Source organism: Pistricoccus aurantiacus (assembly GCF_007954585.1).
In the GTDB taxonomy this organism is placed as follows: domain Bacteria; phylum Pseudomonadota; class Gammaproteobacteria; order Pseudomonadales; family Halomonadaceae; genus Pistricoccus; species Pistricoccus aurantiacus.
The window spans coordinates 939368-955736 of the sequence record NZ_CP042382.1; the positions used below are offsets into that span (position 1 = coordinate 939368).

16 protein-coding genes are annotated in these 16369 nt (G+C 60.2%); 9 read left to right on the top strand and 7 right to left on the bottom strand.

What is annotated here, in order from left to right; all coding sequences use genetic code 11:
- Positions 1-63 precede the first annotated feature (63 nt).
- Together FGL86_RS04490 and FGL86_RS04495 are read left to right on the top strand one after the other, a co-directional pair.
- Positions 64-918 carry an SDR family oxidoreductase gene (locus FGL86_RS04490; protein ID WP_147183472.1) on the top strand — a complete coding sequence of 285 codons (855 nt, stop codon included), beginning with the start codon at positions 64-66 and terminating at the stop codon, positions 916-918.
- 161 nt (positions 919-1079) lie between these two features.
- On the top strand, positions 1080-2357 hold the full coding sequence (locus FGL86_RS04495; RefSeq protein ID WP_147183473.1) for a dihydroorotase: 1278 nt from the start codon (positions 1080-1082) through the stop codon (positions 2355-2357).
- A gap of 67 nt (positions 2358-2424) precedes the next feature.
- Here the strand turns inward: FGL86_RS04495 and FGL86_RS04500 are convergent, their stop codons facing one another.
- Both FGL86_RS04500 and uraD read right to left on the bottom strand, forming a co-directional pair.
- A complete protein-coding gene (locus FGL86_RS04500; protein ID WP_147183474.1) occupies positions 2425-3258 on the bottom strand; it encodes an IclR family transcriptional regulator domain-containing protein in 834 nt (277 codons plus the stop codon).
- An 81-nt stretch (positions 3259-3339) separates the two neighbouring features.
- The gene (gene uraD / locus FGL86_RS04505) at positions 3340-3867 is read right to left on the bottom strand and encodes a 2-oxo-4-hydroxy-4-carboxy-5-ureidoimidazoline decarboxylase (protein WP_147183475.1); all 528 of its coding nucleotides are present in this window, start codon (positions 3865-3867) and stop codon (positions 3340-3342) included.
- A 150-nt stretch (positions 3868-4017) separates the two neighbouring features.
- On the opposite strand from uraD, the gene uraH reads away from it, so the two are divergent.
- From uraH to FGL86_RS04520, 3 genes are all read left to right on the top strand, one after another.
- Positions 4018-4371, top strand: coding sequence for a hydroxyisourate hydrolase (uraH, locus tag FGL86_RS04510; RefSeq protein WP_147183476.1), 354 nt, complete (start codon positions 4018-4020; stop codon positions 4369-4371).
- Positions 4372-4504: 133 nt separating this feature from the next.
- A complete protein-coding gene (locus FGL86_RS04515) occupies positions 4505-5719 on the top strand; it encodes a urate hydroxylase PuuD (protein ID WP_147183477.1) in 1215 nt (404 codons plus the stop codon).
- Between the two features lie 233 nt (positions 5720-5952).
- Positions 5953-6663: a GntR family transcriptional regulator gene (locus tag FGL86_RS04520; protein ID WP_246131780.1), complete on the top strand. Its 711-nt coding sequence runs from the start codon at positions 5953-5955 to the stop codon at positions 6661-6663.
- A gap of 101 nt (positions 6664-6764) precedes the next feature.
- On the opposite strand, the gene FGL86_RS04525 is transcribed toward FGL86_RS04520, so the two are convergent.
- The 5 genes from FGL86_RS04525 to FGL86_RS04545 form a co-directional block, all read right to left on the bottom strand.
- A complete protein-coding gene (locus FGL86_RS04525) occupies positions 6765-8216 on the bottom strand; it encodes an NCS1 family nucleobase:cation symporter-1 (protein ID WP_147183479.1) in 1452 nt (483 codons plus the stop codon).
- A gap of 34 nt (positions 8217-8250) precedes the next feature.
- Positions 8251-9048: an aspartate/glutamate racemase family protein gene (locus tag FGL86_RS04530; protein ID WP_222433795.1), complete on the bottom strand. Its 798-nt coding sequence runs from the start codon at positions 9046-9048 to the stop codon at positions 8251-8253.
- 61 nt (positions 9049-9109) lie between these two features.
- The gene (locus FGL86_RS04535; RefSeq protein WP_186764471.1) at positions 9110-10474 is read right to left on the bottom strand and encodes an NCS1 family transporter; all 1365 of its coding nucleotides are present in this window, start codon (positions 10472-10474) and stop codon (positions 9110-9112) included.
- A 129-nt stretch (positions 10475-10603) separates the two neighbouring features.
- On the bottom strand, positions 10604-11353 hold the full coding sequence (locus FGL86_RS04540; RefSeq protein WP_147183480.1) for an aspartate/glutamate racemase family protein: 750 nt from the start codon (positions 11351-11353) through the stop codon (positions 10604-10606).
- A gap of 429 nt (positions 11354-11782) precedes the next feature.
- Complete coding sequence (locus FGL86_RS04545; RefSeq protein WP_222433796.1) at positions 11783-12547, bottom strand: cytosine permease; 765 nt, start codon at positions 12545-12547, stop codon at positions 11783-11785.
- A 113-nt stretch (positions 12548-12660) separates the two neighbouring features.
- On the opposite strand from FGL86_RS04545, the gene FGL86_RS04550 reads away from it, so the two are divergent.
- The 4 genes from FGL86_RS04550 to FGL86_RS04565 all read left to right on the top strand — a co-directional run bounded on the left by FGL86_RS04550 (position 12661) and on the right by FGL86_RS04565 (position 16086).
- Positions 12661-13656, top strand: a complete 996-nt coding sequence (locus FGL86_RS04550) for an IS481 family transposase (RefSeq protein ID WP_147183482.1) — start codon at positions 12661-12663, stop codon at positions 13654-13656.
- 65 nt (positions 13657-13721) lie between these two features.
- Entirely contained in the window at positions 13722-14663 is a 942-nt protein-coding gene (puuE, locus tag FGL86_RS04555) for an allantoinase PuuE (RefSeq protein ID WP_147183483.1), read from the top strand.
- A 13-nt stretch (positions 14664-14676) separates the two neighbouring features.
- Positions 14677-15171 carry an ureidoglycolate lyase gene (locus FGL86_RS04560; RefSeq protein WP_147183484.1) on the top strand — a complete coding sequence of 165 codons (495 nt, stop codon included), beginning with the start codon at positions 14677-14679 and terminating at the stop codon, positions 15169-15171.
- Positions 15172-15234: 63 nt separating this feature from the next.
- On the top strand, positions 15235-16086 hold the full coding sequence (locus FGL86_RS04565) for a bifunctional allantoicase/(S)-ureidoglycine aminohydrolase (protein ID WP_147183485.1): 852 nt from the start codon (positions 15235-15237) through the stop codon (positions 16084-16086).
- Positions 16087-16369 lie beyond the last annotated feature (283 nt).

Below are 16369 nucleotides of genomic sequence, written 5' to 3' on the forward strand. Positions count from 1 at the left end.
GCGCGCTTGCCGCTCGCAAGGGAGCGCGAATCGTAACGCCAAGGCAACAAAGGAGTGAACCCCATGGCCGAACAGCAGCAACCCCCTCAACATCAGGACAGGCAGCCCGGCGACGAGCACGCTATGCAGCCGGAGCCGGAATTCATTCGCGACAGCTATCGCGGCACCGGCAAGCTCAAGGACAAGGTGGCGGTCATCACCGGCGGCGACAGCGGTATCGGACGCGCGGTGGCGGCGCATTTCGCCCGGGAAGGCGCCGACTGTGTCATCGTCTATCTTGAAGAACAGCGGGATGCGGAGGATACCCAGGCGCTGGTGGAAGCGGAAGGCCGGCGCTGTGAGTTGATGCAGGGCGACGTCGGCGACTCAAAGTTCTGTCGGGAAGTGGTAGACAAGACCCTGGAGCGTTTCGGCAAGCTCAATATACTGGTCAACAACGCGGCGGAACAGTACGACTGGGACGACGTGACCCAGATTCCCGACGAGAAGCTGCTGCGCACCTTCCAGACCAACATCTTCAGCCATTTCTACATGGCCAAGGCGGCGCTGCCGCACATGCAGGAAGGCGACAGCATCATCGCCACCTCATCGATCAATGCCTTCAAGGGCAACAACACCCTGATCGACTATTCCGCGACCAAGGGCGCGATTCAAGGGCTGGTACGATCCCTGGCAGTCTCGCTGGTCGGGCGGGGCATTCGGGTCAATGCGGTGGCCCCGGGGCCGGTATGGACGCCCTTGATACCTGCCAGCTTCGAAGAAGAAAAGGTCGAAGGCTTCGGTGGGCAGGTGCCCATGAACCGCGCCGGCCAGCCCAGCGAAATGGGCCCCGCCTACGTCTATCTGGCCTCGGAGGAATCCTCCTACATGACCGGCCAGACGATACATTTGAACGGCGGCGTGGTGCTCAATACTTGAGCACGGCAATCCAATCCCGCTGAAGGTTCGATCAAGCTCGTCGGTCGGCTATAATAAGCCGCGATTTCTCCCTAGCCGACCGCGAGCGTTCCCATGCCCCACGAATTTGCCCTTTCGCCCCGCCGTTTATCGGCCTTCGCGCTCGGCGGGAGTTCCGCCTCATGAGGCTTACCCTGAGCGGCGCGCGAGTGATCGATCCGCGTAGCGGACAGGATGGCGTCCTTGACGTCCATATCGCGGGTGGAAAGATCGCCGGCCTGGGCGAACTGTCGAATTTTCAGGCGGATCGATGTTTCGATTTGACGGGGAAGCTGCTCTTGCCGGGGCTGGTGGATATCGGCGCTCACCTGCGTGACCCGGGGCCGCGCTACAAGGGTAGCCTTGTTAGCGAATCCGCAGCGGCGCTGCGCGGTGGCTATACCTGTATCGCCCCGCGGCCGGATACCAGCCCGGTACTGGATAGCGCCGCCCATATTCAGACGCTGCTGGATCGAGTCGAAGAACTCGGCACCCTTCACGTGGCGCCCATCGGCGCCTTGACCCAGGGCCTGGAAGGCCAGTTGCTGGCCAATATGGCGGGCCTGAAGAAAGCCGGCTGCGTGGCGCTGACCAATCTGCGCCGGCCGGTGGCGGACACGCGGATATTGAAGCGCTGCCTGGAGTACGCCGCGTCATTCGATATTCCGGTCATCCTGCATCCCCAGGACGCCGCCCTGGCCGTCGGCGGCTGCGCCCATGAGGGCACTCAGGCCACTCGTCTGGGCCTGGGCGGCATTTCGGAAACCGCCGAGACCGCCGCCTTGGCTCAGTGGCTGCTGCTGATCGAACGAAGTGGGGTGCGGGCGCATCTGGCGCATCTTTCCTGTGGCCGCAGCCTGGCGATGGTGGAAGAGGCCAAGGCGCGGGGCATCGCGCTTACCTGCGACGTGACCCTGGCGCAGCTGCACTGGACGGACGAGGCCATCGACGGCTTCGACGCCAATTTTCATCTCGAACCGCCCCTGCGCAGTGTCGAGGATCGCCAGGCGCTGCGTGATGGGCTCAAACGCGGCGCCATCGAGGCTATCGCCAGCGGCCACCTGCCGCACGAGCAGGCCGCCAAGATGGCGCCCTTCGCCGCCTCCGAGCCGGGCATGAGCACCCTGGAAACCGCCTGGGCCATGGCGCAGGCACTGGTCAAACAGGACGTCGTCGACTGGCGGACGCTGGCGGCCCGTCTGTCCAGCGGGCCGGCGGATATCCTGGGGGTTTCCGGAGGCGGTCTGGCGGTGGGGGATTCTGCGGATATTGCGGTCTTCGACCCGACTCAGGAATGGGAGCCCAGCAGCCAGAGCCTGCATTCCAGCGGACTCAACACGCCGCTGTTGAATCGACGTATTCGCGGGCGCTGCGTGCTGACCCTGATCGAAGGAAAGATCTGCTACCAGCTTGATGCTTGAACCGACGCTTTGATCAGTACTTTTACCTTGATCAATACTCTTGCCTTGATCAGTACTCTTCTTTGAGTCAGTACTCTTCCGGCAGGGGCATGCGCCCGCCCAGCTGCTGGGTGATTTCCCGGGCGGCGCGGCGCACCAGACTACCGAGTTCGATCAGCCGGGATTCGGGGATTCGTGCCACCGGGCCGGAAACGGAAATGGCCGCCAGCGGACTGCCCCGCTCGTCGTGAATCGAGGCGGCGGCGCAGTGGAGCCCCACCGCGTGTTCTTCCCGGTCGCAGGCATAGCCCTGCTGGCGAATTTCCGCCATGCCCTCGCGCAGCTTGGCGGGGGTATCGATGGTGTTCGCGGTGACCCGTGCCAGCCCCCGGGCCTGCAGAATACGCTCGACTTCCTTTTCCGGCAGCCAGGCCAGCAGAGCCTTGCCCACGCCGGAGGCGTGCATCGGCGCCCGGGAGCCGAGCCGGGTGATCATGCGCATCATCTGATGGGATTCGCTCTGAGCCAGGAACACCGCCATGCTGCCGTCGCGAATGCCCAGGTTGGCGGATTCGCCGCTTTCCTCGGTCAAACGGCGCAGATAGGGCCGCGCGGTGGCGACGTAGTCCCGAGCTTCAAGAAAGGTATTGCCGATCTGAAAGGTCTTGACTCCTACTTTCCATAGACCGAGTTCACTGTCCTGGGTGATGAAGCCCTGCTTGTGCAGCGCCTGCAGCAGGCGATGGGTGGTGGAAGGCGCCAGGCCGGCGATCTGAGCGATGTCCGAAAGTGCCAGACCCATGGGGGCGGCGGCCAGCCCTTCGAGGATATTGAGCCCGCGTACCAGCGACTGGCTGTGCCCGCCGCTGACCTTGCCCGATCCGGCGGGCCGGCCTACCGCCTTACGTTTCGTTTCGGCCACTGCTATCTCCGTCATACGCGGTTGCCTAGATTCGCCCTAGCATACATGCTTAACGGCGCATGACGGAAATGGTTTCCATTTTTACCGCTCGACGCGGCCCTGCAGACGAAAGCGTGCGATCTGGTTGATCTGTTCAATGGCGGTGCGGCGTTCCTCGTCTGCGCTGTTCTTGAGGCGCGTCTTGAAAGCTTCGAGAATATCGTAGCGGTCCTTGCCCTTGACCGCGATGACGAAGGGAAAGCCGAACTGATCCTTGTAGGCCTGATTGAGACGCTCGAAACGCGCGAGCTCTTCCGGTGAACACTGATCCAGCCCGGCACCGGCCTGTTCCCGGGTCGAGTCATCGGTCAGCTCGCCGGCGATCGCCGCCTTGCCCGCCAGATCCGGGTGAGCGCGGATGACCTCGAGCTGGCGCTCCGGCCCTGCGGCATTGAGTACCGCGCCGAGGACTTCCGCCAGCCCCGACGGCGTATCCTCCTTCTCGCTCAGCCCTTGGTCCCAGGCAATCTCCGCTACCCAAGGCGAGTGCTCATAGATGTCGCCATACTGACTGACGAACTGTTCGCGACTCAGGTTGCTGGGGCGCGGTGTCAGGGTCTTGTCGCTCATTCGGTCTTGTCTCCCATGAATAAAAACGCCGTTCGTATTAGACGATAGGCTAAATGTATACAAAAAAACTTTGAAATGTACTCTTCTTAAGGCTAAAACTGTTTCCAGAAGCTGGCAATTATAGTCTGCATCACAAAACAGGAGAATCTCATGGGACGTTTGACGACACACGTTCTTGACACTGCCCTGGGCCGCCCGGGCCACGGTATCCGCATCGAACTCTTCCGTCTGGAAGGCGAAAATCGTACGCGCCTGGGTGAAACGATCACCAACGACGATGGTCGCTGCGACGCGCCGATCCTCGAAGGCGAGGACTTCACTACCGGCGAATATGAACTGCTTTTCCACGCCGGTGAATACCTTGACCGTCAGGGCATCAAGGGTAGCGAGCCGCGTTTTCTCGATCGCATTCCGCTGCGTTTCGGCGTCGCCAATGCGGACGAGCATTACCATGTTCCCTTGCTACTTTCCCCCTACAGTTTGTCCACCTATCGCGGCAGCTGATAGAGAAACTGCACCAAAATAAAACGCCGAAAACGCCCTCGACTCCTGACACTTCTATAACAGTTTCCGGCGCGTTTTTTGTAATAGACGCTATAGCGGTTCCTAGAACAACCGCACAACAAGAGGCACGACGATGGAAGCCTATTTAATCGAATTCGGTAATATGTTGTTGAGGTGGCTGCATGTGATCGCTGCTATCGCCTGGATCGGCGAATCCCTCTACTTCGTGATGCTCGATAACGGCTTGAAGACCCCCAAGGCGGCGGAAGACAAAGAGAAGGGCGTATTCGGCGAAATGTGGGCGGTACACGGCGGCGGTTTCTACCACAATCAGAAGTACGCCTCCGCACCGGCCAAGCTCCCGGAAGATCTGCACTGGTCCTTCTGGAAATCCTATACCACCTGGCTTTCCGGCTTCGCGCTCTTTGCCGTGCTGTACCTGGCGAGTCCGAGTATCTACCTGGTCAATCCCGGCAGCCCCTGGGAATGGGCGGCCAACATGACCGGCTGGCAGGCCAATATCGCCGCGCTGCTGTTTTTGTTGCTGGGCTGGGTGGTCTACAACGAGCTGTGCAAGCGCATCAGCCCGAACATGACCCGGGACGGCGTCCTGAGTATCGCTGTGGCGGTGATGATGGTGGTAGTCGCCTATCTGGCCACCCACATCTTCGCAGGTCGTGCGGCCTTCCTGCTGACCGGCGCGGTGATGGCCACGGCCATGTCCGCCAACGTGTTCTTCTGGATCATTCCGGGACAGCGGCGCATGGTGAAGGCCATGAAGGCCGGTGAAACGCCGAATCCTCTCGACGGCAAGCGCGGCAAGCAGCGCTCCGTGCACAATACCTACTTCACCCTGCCGGTGGTGCTGCTGATGCTGAGCAATCACTACTCCTTCATGTATACCCATGCTTATGCCTGGGTGATCATGGTGCTGTTCATCTTCGCCGGCGCCCTGATCCGTCAGTTCTTCGTGCTGATGCATGCGGGCAAGATTCAGCCGGTCTATCCCGCGGTCGGTGTGGCCCTGATCCTGGTGTCCGTGTGGCTGGCGGCGCCGTCCAGCCAGCCGGCCGCCAATGTGGGTACCAGCAACGGCGTAGCTTTCTCCGGTACGTCAACCCTGGCGCAGGTGGATACCATCATGGAAAATCGCTGCGTGCAGTGCCATGCCCAGAAGCCTAGCCATCCCGGCTTCGCCGCGGCACCGGCGGGAGTCATGCTGGACAGCGAGAAGCAGGTCGAAGTACAGAAACCGATGATCAAGCAGGTAATCGCGAGTGGTTACATGCCGCTGGGTAACATCACCGGCATCACCGACGAGGAAAAGGCGGTCATCGCGGCCTGGTGATTCTCGGTGAACTCGGCGCAGGAAGCAGCTACGTGCAATGACTGGAACGTCCGCAGCGATGCGGACGTTCTTTTTTGGTGGTGCCATCGGCCAGTATTATTTTCGCTTCCCTGCGGACAATGACAGCGATCAAAACATTCCTGCAGTAAAGCGTATACAATAATAGACAGGATTGTCGAAGTGAGAATGGCATGAGTCAGCAAGAACTAGTGTCCAAGGACGGTGCGACCAAGATGTCGATGGCGTCGAATCCCAGGAAGGGCAAGAACGGCGACGGTGCCGAACGGCATGATGTCATCTATCGCACCATCAGCGATGCCATTATCGAGCATCGTCTGAAACCCGGCGCACGGCTACGTGAAGACGCGCTTTCCGAGGTATTCGGGGTCAGCCGCACCGGCATTCGCAAGATTCTGCAGCGCCTGGCCCATGAACAGATGGTGACCCTGACCCCCCGGCGTGGCGCCAGCGTGACCCGCCCCACCGCCGAGGAGGCGCGGGATGTATTCGCCGCGCGTCACCTGGTGGAATGTGGTGTCATGCCAGTGGTAGCCCAGCGCATGACCGCGGAGGACGTTCGTGAACTGCGGGAGCTTGCCGCCCGGGAGCGGCAGGCGCTGAAGCGGGGAGAGCAAAGCGTCGCCATCAAGCTGTCCGCCGAGTTTCACGAGCGGCTTGCTCGGCTGTCCGGCAATGCCGCCCTGGCGGAGTTCATCGGTCGCCTGTGTTCGCGCTCCTCCTTGATCCTCGCGGTCTACGGCAATACCGGCCACCTGGGGTGCGAATCCCACGATCATGCCGGACTGCTCGATCTGCTTGACCAAGGCGATGGCGAGAAAGCGAGCGCTTTCATGGGTCGCCATCTCAAGTCGATCGAGGCATCGCTCTCCTTCGTCGAGGAAACCGACGAAGTGCCGGACCTGCATCATATCTTTTCTTTCTGACGCTGCGCTGTCCGTGCGTCGGCTATCGAACCTTCAAACAAAAGACCCCGAGCTAGCGGCTCGGGGTCTTTTGTCCTGTGCATGAAAGCGCGTCGTCCCTATCAGGAAGTGGTTGCCGCCTGGGGAACGTATCCACGCATCAGCCCATAATAGAACAGCCCGCCGAGGCCCGCACCGATCAGCCAGGCATAGCCGTTCAGCGCCGCGAGCGTGGGGACCCAGACCGTGGAGATCGAAAATAGCGCCGCCAGACCGAAGGCCAGCAGCGCGCGCCGGTTCCAGCCCTTGGTGTAGTAGTAGCTGCTGCCCGGCTCGGCGGAGAACATGTCCTGGATATTCAGCCGCTGGCGTCGAATCAGGTAGTAATCCACCACGATGATGCCGTAGAAGGGCGCGACGATGGCGCCCAGGGCATTGACAAAACCGGGAATGCCGATCCGGCTGATCACCGTCAGCCACAGGGCGCCGATAAAGAAGGCGATGATGGCGGTGAGCAGGCCGCCGATGCGAAAGCTTATCTTGCTGGGGAAAAGGTTGGCCAGATCGTAGGCGGGCGGGATGAAGTTGGCCACCAGGTTGATCCCCACGGTAGCGGCGAAGAAGGTGAGGGCGGCGATCAGGGTCAACGGCAGCGAGTCGACGCGCTCGATGATATCCGAGGGATTGATCAGCGCCTCGCCGAACAGTGCCAGGGTGCCGGCGGTGATGATCAAGGCGATAAAGGAGAAGAACGCCACGTTGAGCGGCAAGCCGAGAAGGTTGCCCAGCTTCATTTGGCGTTCGCTTCTGACGAAGCGCGTGAAGTCGCCGAAGTTGATCACCACCGCGGCAAAGTAGGCGATCATGGTGCCGGTGATCGCCAGGAAGGCGCTCACCGCGCTGCCCTGATAATCGCCGCTGCTGCTGAAGATGCTTCCAATGGCGGGAAGCAGATCGCTGCCGGCTTGAACCCAGATGATGATCATCAAGGCTACCATGACCAGGTAGACTAGGGGCCCGGCCCAGTTGAGAAATTGCGTGATGCGTTCGATACCGGCCCAGAAGATCGCCAGTTGAAAAAACCAGACGAGGATAAAGGAGATCCAGCCGATGGCAGAAAGCCCCAGGAAGCTGCCGCCGGGATCGCCGAAAAGTGAAGTCAGCAACAGCGCCATTGCGGTGGAGGCGAAGTAGGTCTGTACGCCATACCAGAAGATGCCCACGATAGCTCGCAGCAGCGCCGGCAGGTTGGCGCCGCGTACCCCCATGCTGGCGCGAACCATCACTGGAAAGGGAATGCCATATTTGACGCTGGGCTTGCCGGATAGATTGACCAGCACCATCACCACGAAACCTGCCAGGATGATGGCCACCATCACCGCCCAGCCGTTCAGCCCATAGGAAAGAAACAGCGAGGCGGCCAGGGAATAGCCGAACAGGCTCTGAATATCGTTCGACCAGACGTTGAAGATCTCGAACCAGCCCCAGCGGCGTTTGCTGTGGGGGATCGGCGCGAGATCCACGTTGTAGAGGCTTTTGTCGATATGGGAGATGTGCAGTTCGTCGTCTTGCATGAAAGCGCTCTTCTTGTTGGTTTATTGAACCAGCCTACTTGTCCTGAATGGCCTCGACCGCCGCCCGGGCGGCGGCGTTGACGGCGACCACCAGGGTCACGTCGAATCGCGGCTGCAGCCGGAAGGCGGAGGCGGAAAGCGGACCGCCGCCCATGATCACTGCTGCCGCGCCGTCTTCCTCGATGGATGTCTTCACCGCCTCGGCAAGAGCGGTATCGAGCTGTTCCGGCGATTCCACCAGTTTCAGCGGGTCGCCCGGCGTCACCCGGACGCCACGATATAGCGATTCGTAGCCTAGCGAGGCGGCTTTCTTCCGGAAGGACTCGATCAGCCCCTCGTCTGGGGTGACCGTCACGATACCGAAGGGACGATTGCCCAGCGCTGCCGCGTGAAAGACCTCTTCACCGATGCCGAACACCGGGATATCGACTTCCTTGCGCAAGGCCTCGAGTCCCGGATCGCTGAAGGCGGAGACGATGATCGCCGCGACGTTTTCATTGCTTGCCGCCTCGACGCCGATCGCCACCACCCCCGGTGCCGCATCGATCATGTCCTGGGGCGTGGTCAGCAGTGCCGGCGCGTCCTGGTTACTTTTTCCCACGACCTTCGCGATACCTTGGGTTTCTCGCCGGGCGAGTTCCGCCATGGATTCGGTGGCCCGAGCGTTGGAGTTGGGATTGATCAGCACGATGATCCTGTCCGTTGATGAATCCTTGGAAGACGACGGAGTCTTGTCTTGTTCGGCCCAGACAGGCGTGATCATAAGAAGAAAGCTCAATAGATAGCCCGCTGCGAGCCTGGCTCGGGAAGCGGTCGAGAGAGACATGGCCATGATGGACACCTTTGCAGGACGATCGGGAATACCGGCGCCTCGGGGAGACGCCGGTTGACAGTCAGTGACGGAACCGCTGGCAGGGCGCCCAGTACTTCATCAGCAGGTAGTAGGTCAGGCCGGCGGGGATCAGGCTGGCGTACCAGGAGACGGCGGAGAAGGTTAGTGCCACCACGGCCCCCGCGGCGGTGGCGATCAGGGCGGCGTAGTTGACGCCCTGGTAAGGGCCCTTCTCGTCGTAGAGCTTGGCGATATCCAGGGTGCGGCGGCGAATCAGGTAGTAGTCCACCACCAGGATGGCGAAGATCGGGCCGAGAAAGGCGGAGTAAGTCTGCACGAAGATCTGCAGGCCGGCGGCGGATTCGTCCTTGACCAGCTCCCAAGGGAAGCTGGCGAAGGCCAGCAGGCCGACGATCACCGTGGCGGTACGAAACTTCAGCTTGAAGACATCCATCAGCACATAGGTCGGCGGCACCACGTTATTGAGCACGTTGGTGGTGACCTGGGCGAAGGCGATGAACAGCAGAGTGGTCATCAAAAGCGGTGTATTGTCCACCGCGTTGGCGAAGACCTTGATGGGGTCGGCGACCCCGGTGGCTTCCGAGACCATGTAACCGATCAGGCCCATGAACAGGGTGCAGGGCAGGATCGACATGGCGTAGATGGTGGTCAGCAGCCCCGGGCCGGTGCCACGCTTATGCTCCCGGGCGTAGTCGCTGACGTTGAGGATCATGGTGCTGTAGATGCCCAGGAACAGCATGGTGGCGCCCCAGAACGGCAGGCCCCAGGAGCCTTCCATGGTCAGCAGGCTGGCGGAAAGCTCGTCTCCATAGCGCTGCACCGTGCTGTAGAACATGTAGACCAGGGAGGCCAGGATGAAGGCGCTGCCGATGTTCTCCAGCCATTTGATGCCCTGGAAGCCCAGCACGGACAGGGCGATCTGCAGGAACTGGAAGGTGACGAAGTAGAAGATCAGGTTGTCGAAGCCGAACAGGGTGGCGGACACCATGTTCAAGGCGCCGGCGCCGATCCAGCTCTGAAAGCCGTACCAGACGATGGCGGGCACCGCGCGCACCAGGCCAGGCAGGCGGGTGCCGCTGAAACCGAAGGCGCTGCGCGCCTGCACCATGAAGGGAATGCCGTACTTGTAGCCCGCGGCGCCGTTCAAGGCTAGGGCGATGCCGATGACGAAACAGCCGATGGCGATGGCCACCCCGGCCTGGATCAGGTTGAGCGTCCCGACGATGCTCGAGCCCATGGTGAAGGTGCCGATGGATACACAGCCGCCGAACCAGGCCAGCAGGTAGGAAAAGCGGCCCATGATACGGACCTTCTGGGGTGCCAGGGATTCCTCTCCCGGCGCCTTGGAGCCGCTGGTGGCACGATCCATCAAGGCGTCCTGTGCCCCGAGTTGCTGATTGCTCATGAGGATGTCCTCGTAAAGGCCTTGTTGTTGTCACCCGCCTGCGGACGGGAATGTTGCTTACGTGGATGCTGCGCTGTGCGTGTTGGACTCATACCAGGTGTCGGCCGAGCCTCGGCTGATAAAGAACGATTACTTGAGCGGAAACGCCTGATGGGAAAGCGCCGCGAAGCTGCCGGTAAAGGTCTTGGACCGGGGGAACGCCAGGTCGCCGTGCTTGCTTGTGCCCAGTCCCAGCCCCAGCAGGGCTTCCGAGAGCTTGACCGCCGCCGTGACCCCTTCGACGATCGGCAGGCCCACGGCCTCGGCGATGGTATCGGTGAGATCCGCCATGCCGCCGCAGCCCAGCACAATGGCGCCGATGTTGTCCTCGTCCCGAGCGCGCTTGCATTCGTCGATGATGCGCACCAAGGCGGCGTCGCTGTCGTCTTCCAGATCGAGCACGGGGATCTCCGCGGCTCGGACGCGCCGGCAGTGATGGCTGAAGCCGTAGTTGTCCAGCAGGTGCTCGGCGATGATACCGGTACGCCCCAGGGTGGTGACGATGGAAAAGCGCGTGCTGATCAGGGTTGCCATGTGAAAGGCCGCCTCGGCGATGCCGATCACCGGCGCCCGGGTCAGTTCCCGAGCGGCCATCAGCCCCGGATCGCCGAAACAGGCGATGATGTAGGCATCCACCTGTTCACGTTCGCCCTTCATGATCTCTTCCAACACCCCCACCGCGCTGATGGCCTCATCGAAATGACTCTCGATGGAAACCGGACCGCTTTCCGGATTGGAAGCGCTGGTCTGGGTGCCCGGTGCCGCAACGCGCTTCGCCGCTTCGCCGATGGTCGCCGTCATGCCGGCGGTGGTATTGGGATTGATCAGGCGTATATGCATGCAGGCGGCTCCTGGAGGATGCACAGATTTCGTAAACAAAGAAATGTCTCTTTGTACACAAAGTAGCCGCTTGTTTTGCCTGAGGCAAGAAAAATAGTGGATTCGATAAAAAAATTAAGCTAGCTAAAACAACAAGATGGCAATAAATAAGCGAGCTAATATAAAATATATTTTGTATACGTTTTATGTTCATCAAAATTATATTTTATGTATCCATATCCCTATCCTTTATTGTGTTCAGACATCGACGAAGTTGTATTCTTTTTGTTAGCTAGCAAAACGCACTGCTTGATGTAATCGTCCGTCCTTGATCTTTTTTATCGCAATGGTTGACCCAGGAGAAAAGGCTGGCCAAGCGATCTCAGCCGCAAGCGGTTTGGATAGTAGATGAGGGGATGACGGAAAGGCGCGCGCAAGCGGACTAGGCCATCAGTGAACCGAGGGAATCGCGATCGGCTCTCCGCTGACGTCCCGGATCGGCATCGATCGGTCCGCCACGATCAGATAGAAGAGGGCGCCAAGACCCGCGCCGATAAACCAGGAAAACTCGGAAAAAGAATCGAAGTAGGGTACCAGCGCAATGATGATGGTAATGAGAGCGGCGGGGATCAACGCGCCGATCGCCCGCAGATTGTAGCCGTTGACGTAATAATAATCGCCGGTTGCCTTGTTGTCGTACAGGTCCGGCACGTTGATCCGTGCTCGGCGGATCAGCCAGTAGTCGGCGATGATTACACCAAATACCGGTCCCAGAACAGCGCCCAGACCACCGAGAAAGTACTCGATGACCACCGGCGAATTGTAGAGATTCCACGGCAGAATGATCAGACCGAGGATCGCGGTGACCAGGCCGGAGCGGGCGAAGGTCAGGTAGCGTGGAAACAGGTCCGTGAACATGTAGATCGGCGCGACGAAGTTGGCGATCAGATTGACCGCCACGGTGACGATGATCAGGGCCAGGGCGGCCAGCACCAGCAGCGTGGTGTTGGGAATGGCCTCGACGATATCCGCCGGGCTGGTGATGATTTCCCCATCGATCAGATACTGGGATCCGGAGAGCATCACGACGATGACGGCGAAGAACAGCATGTTCAGCGGAATGCCGAAGAAGTTGCCGCGAGTGATGGCCTTCCTGGAAACGGCGTTGCGAGTGAAATCACAGAAGTTGAGTACGAAGGTGCCGTAGATGGCCACCCACAGGGCGCTGGCGGCGAAGTGTAGGGTCCCTGATGATCAGATGAGCTATAGAAGTTATCCTCTGCTGGCAGCCAGAGAGCTTCTACAGCAGTTCATCCGGGAGCAGAGACATGGACATCAAGCTGCATAAACAAGCCACGACGACACCGAAGATCCGTGCCGAGATCCAAGCGGCACCCGCCAGCATCAGCGATAGCGAGTTGGCCCGCCAGTACGGTGTCGGCGATTCGACGATTCGCCGTTGGCGGTACCGAGATGATGTCTATGACCGCTCACATACGCGGCACAATCTGCTGGCCACGCTGACGACCGAGCAGGAAGAGGTGCTGATCGCTGCACGTGCTTTCCTGCGCCTCGGCCTCGATGATCTGCTGATCGTAGCCCGCGAGTTCCTGAATCCTCGGCTGTCACGTTCTGGCCTGCACCGCATGCTCAAGCGGCGTGAAGTGCCAACGCTCGCGGAACTGGCTCGGCAAGATGCCGGCGGTGATGAGACACCCCGGCACAAGCCTTTCAAGGACTACGAACCGGGTTATGTGCACATCGATATCAAGCACTTGCCCCAGATGCCCGACGAGCAGCAGAAGCGCTACTTGTACGTGGCCATCGACCGGGCAACGCGCTGGGTGTATCTGGAGATCAGAAGCAGCCAGTCAGCAAAGGATGCACGAGCGTTCATGAAGCAGGTGGAAGAGAAGGCACCCTTCACGATCCAGACGGTGCTGACTGATAACGGCAAATCCTTCACCGATCGCTTCACTCGGGCTGGTGAGCGTACGCCCAGCGGCCAGCACCCGTTCGACCAGGAGTGCCAGACACATGGTATCGAGCATCGCTTGATCAAGCCGGGGCGGCCTCAGACCAACGGCATGGTGGAGCGTTTTAACGGTCGCATCAGCGATGTGCTGACCACTCGACGTTATGCATCAGGCGAGGATCTGGAACAGACTCTGAAGCGGTACTGTTGGCTGTACAATCACCATATCCCGCAGAAGGCGCTGCACCATCAATCACCGGTGGCAGCGATGAAAGAATGGCAGGCCAAACGGCCAGCGCTATTTACCAAGCGGGTAGTCAATCACCCGGGACCCGACATGTATACATAAACCGTCGTTGACACCTTTACCGACGAACGTCTCGGTTCCTACCAAAACAGCCAGGAAAATTTCCGATGAATCCAACAGTGAATAATTCCTATCCCCGCGATCTGATCGGCTACGGCAAGAATCCCCCCCAGGCCAACTGGCCGGACAAGGCGAAGATCGCCGTGCAATTCGTGCTCAACTACGAGGAAGGTGGCGAGAATTGCGTGCTGCATGGGGATACCCATTCGGAAAAATTCCTCTCCGAGATCGTCGGCGCGGATGCCTATCCCGCCCGCCATTTGAGCATGGAGTCGATCTACGAGTACGGCTCCCGGGCCGGCGTCTGGCGTATTCTCAAGGAATTCGAGCGGCGCAACCTGCCGTTGACCGTGTTCGGCGTGGCCATGGCGTTGGAGCGTCATCCGGAAGTCGCCCAGGCCTTCAAGGACTTGGGGCACGAGATCGCCTGTCACGGCTACCGCTGGCTCCACTATCAGGATGCCTCCGAGAAGGTCGAGCGCGAGCACATGCAAAAGGCCATCGAGATCTTCCAGGATCTGTATGGCGAGAAGCCGCTGGGCTGGTATACCGGTCGCGACAGCCCCAATACCCGCCGTCTGGTGCTTGACGAGGGCTCTTTCCTCTACGACAGCGACTACTACGGCGACGACCTGCCGTTTTGGATGCGCGAAGAGGATAGCCAGGGTGAGCTGCGCGACCTGCTGATCGTGCCCTATACGCTGGATGCCAACGACATGCGCTTCGCTTCACCCCAGGGCTTCAACACCGCGGAGCATTTTTTCACCTATCTGCGCGACGCCTTCGACGTGCTCTACGCGGAAGGCGAGGACACGCCCAAGATGATGTCCATCGGCATGCACTGTCGCCTGCTTGGCCGCCCCGGCCGTTTCCGCGCCCTGCAGCGCTTCCTGGATCATATCGAAGCCCACGATCGTGTCTGGATCACTCGTCGGGTGGATATCGCCAGACACTGGGCGGAGCATCACCCGGCGGCGAAACAACAATAATCAGGAGAATTCCATGCTTGAACTCAAGGCCCAGCCGCTGACGCAGGATGCCTTTGCCTCCTTCGGCGAGGTGATCGACGTTCGCACCTCGGACTCCTTTCCCATCAATGCCGGACTGACCCAGCGTCATCACGACCTGGCCAAGGTCGAAATCCTGGGGGAAGAGGCACATACCCTGATCAGCATCTTCGTCAGCCAGCCGATTTCCGTACCGCTGGAACTCAGGTTTCTCGAACGTCATCCCCAGGGCAGCCAGGCGTTCATGCCGCTCCACGAGGAGCGTTTCATCGTGGTGGTAGCGCCCAAGGGCGAGACGATCGACCCCCGGGACGTGCGCGCCTTCGTCACCGACGGTCGCCAGGGGGTGAACTACCGCGCCGGTACCTGGCATGCCATCCAGTCCGTGCTGGAGCGGGAAGGGGAGTTCCTGGTGGTCGATCGCGGCGGCAAGGGCAACAACTGCGACGAATACCCTATCGATCTGCGCATCACCCTGGATCAGGCGTGAACCGGCGCCGCTCGTCATGAAACGATCATCAGAACAACCATCAAACAGGAAAAGGTAACCATCATGGCTGAACGCAGCTACTACGCGCCCAAGGGCGGCTTGCCGGGTCAAACCCAGATGACCGCGGATCGCGCGATCTTCACCGAAGCCTACGCGGTCATTCCCAAGGGCGTGATGCGCGACATTGTCACCAGTTTTTTGCCGTTCTGGGACAAGACCCGCCTGTGGGTGCTGGCGCGGCCCCTGTCCGGTTTCGCCGAAACGTTCTCCCAGTACATCATGGAGGTGGCGCCTGGTGGCGGCAGCGACAGGCCGGAGGAAGACGAGGGCGCCGAAGCGGTGCTGTTCGTGGTGGAAGGGGAACTGACCCTGACCCTGGCCGGGGAGAAACACATCATGCAGCCCGGCGGCTACGCCTTCATTCCGCCCGCAAGCGACTGGCAGGTACGCAACGATGGCGACAGCGAAGTGCGCTTCCACTGGATTCGAAAGGCCTATGAGCACGTCGACGGCATCGAGGTACCGGAGGCCTTCGTCACCAACGAAAAGGACATCGAGCCCGCCGCGATGCCGGATACCAACGGCGCCTGGGCGACCACCCGCTTCGTCGAAGCCACGGACCTGCGTCACGACATGCACGTGACCATCGTGACCTTCCAGCCCGGCGGCGTCATCCCCTTCGACGAGACCCATATCATGGAACACGGACTGTACGTGCTCGAAGGCAAGGCGGTCTATCACCTGAATCAGGACTGGGTCGAGGTCGAGGCCGGCGATTTCATGTGGCTGCGGGCGTTCTGCCCCCAGGCCTGCTACGCCGGTGGCCCGGGTCCCTTCCGCTATCTGCTCTACAAGGACGTCAATCGTCATCCCAAGCTTAACGCCTCTACCGCCTATCGGGGGACGGCGCGCTAGTCGCCCTCGAGAGTTTCGGCAAGGGTCGCCGACGTTTATCGAGGTTTTCAGGTCGGTGGTCACGCCGGCCTGGATATTTCCGCGTTTCTTCCTCTATTCAGCGTGACCATCCGGCTTGTTTTTGCCTGTCAGCTAATGTTTCCGATTTTTTATGTATAGATAATTATTTGTATTAAAAGAGTTTTATGATATTTGCTTTGCTTATTGGAAATATTTTCCATAAAAATATTGACAGTCTTCGGGCGCCCGCCTAGTTTTGTACACAAGAACAACCCCAGCCCCT